Origin of the sequence: Shewanella sp. 11B5 (genome assembly GCF_002836795.1) — a bacterium.
Lineage (GTDB): Bacteria > Pseudomonadota > Gammaproteobacteria > Enterobacterales > Shewanellaceae > Shewanella > Shewanella frigidimarina.
This window is the reverse complement of record NZ_PJAP01000544.1, coordinates 1-5,297: the sequence shown is the minus strand read 5'-3', so window position 1 is coordinate 5,297 and position 5,297 is coordinate 1. Positions and strand designations below refer to the sequence as shown.

The window sequence follows — 5,297 nt, the reverse complement described above, 5'->3', positions numbered from 1 at the left end:
AAGAAATCGAGAGTTTGAGCCGTCAGGCGGATGTGTTAGAAGATTTGATGAAGGATTTGATTATTTAAGGTTTATTGGGCGGGGTTATTTAGATTGGCTACATGTTTGTGTTGCTGATCGTAGGGCCACCTAACTCTTTTCGGTGGCCACTCCATTTCTACAAGCAATACGAACATCAATACGATAACTAATAGAACAAAGCCTCAGCATTAATGCTGAGGCTTTGTTCTTTACAACATGTTGATTATTATTCAGTTAAAACTGAAAACATCTATCTTAGAAATAATACCGATTAGAAGGTGTAACCGACATCTAAGCTCAGTGAGCGGCCTGATGCTGGTACTCGTCCTGCTGGAGACACATCTAAGCCTCTAAAGTAGTACTCGTTATCAAATAGATTGTTGACCGACAATCCCACCTTTAAGCCATGATTATCTTGTTTGAAAAACTCAGTCGCAATATTGAAATTAACCACGGTATACGCAGGCACTTCACCCGATGTGCCTGATACATCTTCTTCAACACTATTAGCAAGATCAGCGAATGACTTGCTGTAATAGAACGCCATTAATCCTAAATCGACATCTTTAATGCTATATAAAGCACTGGCAGAAAGTTGATGCTTAGACACATAAGCCAATTCGTTACCTGCAAACTCGCCATCAAGTTGTTCGGTATCTAAATAGTTGTAAGCGCCGGTTAGAACCAGATCTGGCAGCGACATCGGTGAGTAAGTGCCTTCTAGCTCAATACCTTGGTTACGAGTTTGGCCAATATTGACGAACATACTGACGTTTCTGTCGTATTCGACTTTATTTTCAAAATCGATACGATAAGCGGCAATACTTAAGTTACTGCGCTCTGTTGGGGTAAAACGTACCCCAGCTTCATAGTTCCAAGATAGCTCTGATTCAAGGGTTTGATCTTTAGGCCATAATTGCGAAATTTGTGGTGTTCTCAATGAACGTTGAGCATTGGTATACCCAAACCAGTTTGAACTGAACTCATAACCCAAGGTGATGCCGGGAAGCCACTCGGTCACGTGATTATCTTGGCTATAGTCTTGTCCAACATTGGTGAAGGTCATGCGGACATCTTCATATCTTATGCCAGGAGTAACCGACAATGTGTCGTCAAAAAATCCCACTTTATTACTCACATAATAGGCCATGGCATTGGTATCCATTTGCCAGTCACGCGGACGAGTTGCCGTTTGAGTCGACTTGTCTATGTGGTTGAGTTGGTAGCTAATGTCTTCATTAATATAACGAGCGCCGGCGATAATGTGCTGGCTAATATCGCCATCAATAAGCAGGCTTGCCGTTGGCTCAATGCCAAACACGGTAAAGTCTCGCGGAGAGTTACGCAGATGAGTAGCATCCTGGGTGGTATCGCTCCAGCTTGTGCCTAAATTGCCATCGGTGTCTTTGCTTGAATCATAAAAATCCCACTGAAAGTTACGTGAACTTTTATTACCAAATACTCTGAGATCAATCTCACCATAATCGATAATTTTAGAGTCGTCGAGAACATGGCTATATTTCAATGACACTCGTTTAGTATCGGCATTAAACTCATCATTAGGGCGTAGGGATTGCTCGCGATCGGCTTCATAAGTGGGAGTATTTAATGCACCCGGTAGCTCAGAAAAAGCATCGTAATATTGCAGCGTGGCATCTAAGCTGTTTTGCTCATCGATATTCCACAGGGTCTTTAACATTAGGTTTTTAATGTCAGTGTCGGAGTGTTCACGAAACGACTCCCCTTTGGTGATGTTGCCATCAAAACGCATTGAAAAATCTTCATTAACCGCGCCGCCAGTGCTGATGTTGGTATCAAATAATGTATTACTGTCGCCAAAGAAGGTCATGCGCTCATTAACGCTGGTTTCCCAGTCGGTTGGGATTGGCTTTGAAATAAGGTTGATTACGCCGCCAACGTTGTTAGGGCCATACTGAATCGATGCTCCGCCACGTGCTACATCGATTCTATCTATCATGAATAACGTGGCAGGGAATAATGACTGACCTGTGTGCCCATATGGCGCAAGCGTCATTGGGATCCCATCGAGTAAGACTTGGGCGTAACCACTGCGGCTGCTGTCTAAGCCTCGTACTGATATGTTAGGTAAAACCCCAGTTCCAGTTTCGTCTTTAATTTTAATCCCAGGAACTTGTTGTAATGCAGTGTCGATTGATCTGGCTGCAGTACGCTCTATTTGATCTGAAGTAATGATTGAGCGGTTACCGGTATACGTTTTTAAATCAGCAACTTCAGAATTGCCTAATAAGCTCCCCGTCACCACAATGATTTCAGGTTTGGCTTCGGTCTGATTTTTGTCGTCAGCAACTGCCGTCGAGCTAGCAAAACTTGCTGCAATGGCCATTGCTATGGTGGTTAAAGTGAATCTGGATTTTTCAGTTAACATGCATATTCCCTATGTTTCGTTTGGTCTGTTCTAAAGTGATAAGTTGACGATAAACGTTTCAAAGACCATTCCTCGATCTTCAGCAATCTCAATTTTCAGTAATCAAGGATGCTTTGGCGTAAACAAGTGTGTTGTTTACGCGTGTTATCGATGGCGCAATTTGGAGTATTTATTGATGGGAGGAGAAAGGGGTGAGTTTACGATTCCGAAACTAGCCTGTTGGTGACTTGATTCTAAGTTCAATGAGCGAGAGGTAAACATAATGATCAAAGCATATTTGGTATCGATTTTGATAATTATTCTCATTTGTGAGGTGGCCGTCAAGGTACGTACCAGTGCTTATGGTGTTGTTACTGTAAAGCTCTCTGCTCTAATAAAATGTTTAAGATATGTTTCTTAATTTAATCAATGCGATGAGGTGTTTTTGATTCATTACTTTTATGAATGTAAACTTTCAGTAAATAGCCAGTAAGTGTGAGCTTGCCGTACTAAATGTCATTGATAGCTGGGTAATTCACTCAGACTCGTTTCCATTAAAATAGAGGATGTTCTTATCGACCTGTTTTTTAGTAAAATTTTGTATTTAAAGATTTTTCTCTCAAGCAAGTGATGTTACTGAGGCTCTGATGCTATTCGAGTGCGGTGAGTGATAGACACTGTGTAATTGTTGAGTATTGGGATATCAGTTATGACACCAAGATTGGATTTCGTCAGTCACTCATTTGTCGAGTTGAGGCGTTTATTATCCCGAGCAGAGTTTATTTATCAATTGGATAGCAGATTAAGGCTTGATTAACTCAGGATGATTAAGAAACACCGTTAAGCGTTTTTGTTCATTGAGGGTAAATTGCTGTTGTTGATATTGTGCTAAAGCCTGTTGCTGTTCCGTGTCTGACAAATTGGCGATTTGTTGTTGGTATTCTTGGTATAAGGTAATTTTATGTTGCCAATTTAGATTGGTATTTTGAGTTGCCTGTACTCGTTCAATCACTTCTTGGCTCATCTCTGCGTTTATTCCTGTGATTAGGTTAGGGGGAGATGCTTCGCCATGTTTTGGTGTTCCCTCTAAATAAGCGCTGATATCATTGGCCATCAATGTTGGCGTGATGGCTTGGCGTTCTTCTTCATCTAGTTGGCTGATTTGATGAGCGAGTAACTCCGTTTTTTGTTCTATGGTTAAACTACTATCTTGTCGAATTCTCAGTCGCTCAAATGCTTGTTGATCATACTTGTTGTCTTTGGCAAAAAAAGCGTCTATTTCGAGTTCCGAAAAATAGCTTTGCTGCAATAGATGAGCCTGTTCGATAAAATCAAACGTCATGGTTAAATCAATATCACCGTCTATTGCTGGACTGGCGTCTTTTAGAGAAGATATCGCGATTTTATAGTCACGGTAGCGCTGAAACAATGCTGCAAGTTTAGCGTGCGCATCGGCACTAAGGTCAAGTTTACTGGCCAATGTAGACAATAGGTTTTCTAGCGAGGTTGCTTTATCTTGATGCTGCAAAATGATGTCGTCAAAATCCCAGCGTAGCGCTTGAGATAATAGCAGTGGCTGTCCCAATTTCTCCGTGCCGATAGGCTCATTTATTTCTGTCGTTTCTGGTGTGAATAATGATGAGTTATGCTGAACGGTAGGTAATTTATCATAGGCCAATAGTTCTGCTTGGTATTGGTGTTTATTCATCAATGAAGCTGTGAATAACACGATAAAAAGGGTGAGCAAAAGTATGCCCACCCATAATCGCGGATTTTGAGATAGTGAGAATCCACTTTTCATCTTGTTTATAAACCCAATTGCTGTAAACGATTGAGATGTTGGCGATATAGGGTTTCTGGATTCGTTTCAAACCAACTAACTAGACCCAACGTTTGGTTTACTTCATCTAAGTGGTTCATTTTATAGTTGTCTTTAATCACTTTACCTAGATGAGAACTACAGCCTGATACAAGGCCATCGTTAGGTTCACCAAAAACTAGGCTGGTTAAACTTAGTGGGTAATCTGATGGATCAACAACATGAGTTAATGGGCTGGTACCCGACCAGGAGAAATAATACACGCCATTATTTGCTAGTTGTTGGCCCTGACCACAATATTGGCTCGGAATACCTTCAGGATAAGCTTGGTTAAATGCAATAGATCCTTGGGTGGTTAGGGATGTCATCGCTGCGATGCTATCCGACGGTAGGCCGTTATTACCTGAGATGCCAGAAATAATACCTGCTAACAAGTTAATGCCTTGTTGTGCAAGGTATTCTGTATTGGAGTTTACGGGAATTATCCCACGAGCTAAATCGGCAACACGACTGCCCCAGTTAACACCACCAATTGATGTTGCCGAAGCCACCATTTCTGGGCTAACACTTGCGACATAGCGAATCGTTGGACCACCATGGCTATGGCCAATTAAGTTAACTTTTTCTGCCCCTGTTTGTGCTAGTACTGCTTGAACAAAAGTACGCAACTGCTCCCCTCTGACTTCGCTTGAATTAGCGGGTGACACGCTAGCAACAAAAACTTGAGCGCCTTGCTGACGTAAGGTTTGCGGTATTCTGTAAAAATAATCTACCCCCCAAATATCATCAAAACCAAATAAACCGTGAACGAGTACCACAGGGTATTTTGTTCCTTGGGCATAGGCTTGTTGTGGCGAAAGTGACAATAGCGTAATACCTGCTAAAAATAATGCGCTAAGTGTTGCAGATTTAACCTGAGATACCTTTTTTAATATTTTTAACATACTGGTTTTCATCATTTATCCTCCCCAAAGGTGCAATGATGTATTGCATAGAATGTTTAAGTCTTCTTGGATCCCGATTCTATTTAATGCTTGATCGAGTAAATTAGTATTAACGTATGTTTAACAA

At 41.3% G+C, this 5,297-nt stretch carries 3 protein-coding genes; all 3 read right to left on the bottom strand.

Annotated elements, in window-relative coordinates; genetic code table 11:
- Positions 1-292 precede the first annotated feature (292 nt).
- Positions 293-2,428, bottom strand: coding sequence for a TonB-dependent receptor family protein (locus CXF78_RS12815; RefSeq protein ID WP_102037014.1), 2,136 nt, complete (start codon positions 2,426-2,428; stop codon positions 293-295).
- A 781-nt stretch (positions 2,429-3,209) separates the two neighbouring features.
- Complete coding sequence (locus CXF78_RS12810) at positions 3,210-4,115, bottom strand: lipase chaperone family protein (protein ID WP_180957137.1); 906 nt, start codon at positions 4,113-4,115, stop codon at positions 3,210-3,212.
- A 98-nt stretch (positions 4,116-4,213) separates the two neighbouring features.
- Positions 4,214-5,185 carry an esterase/lipase family protein gene (locus CXF78_RS12805; protein WP_011639258.1) on the bottom strand — a complete coding sequence of 324 codons (972 nt, stop codon included), beginning with the start codon at positions 5,183-5,185 and terminating at the stop codon, positions 4,214-4,216.
- Between the last annotated feature and the right edge of the window lie 112 nt (positions 5,186-5,297).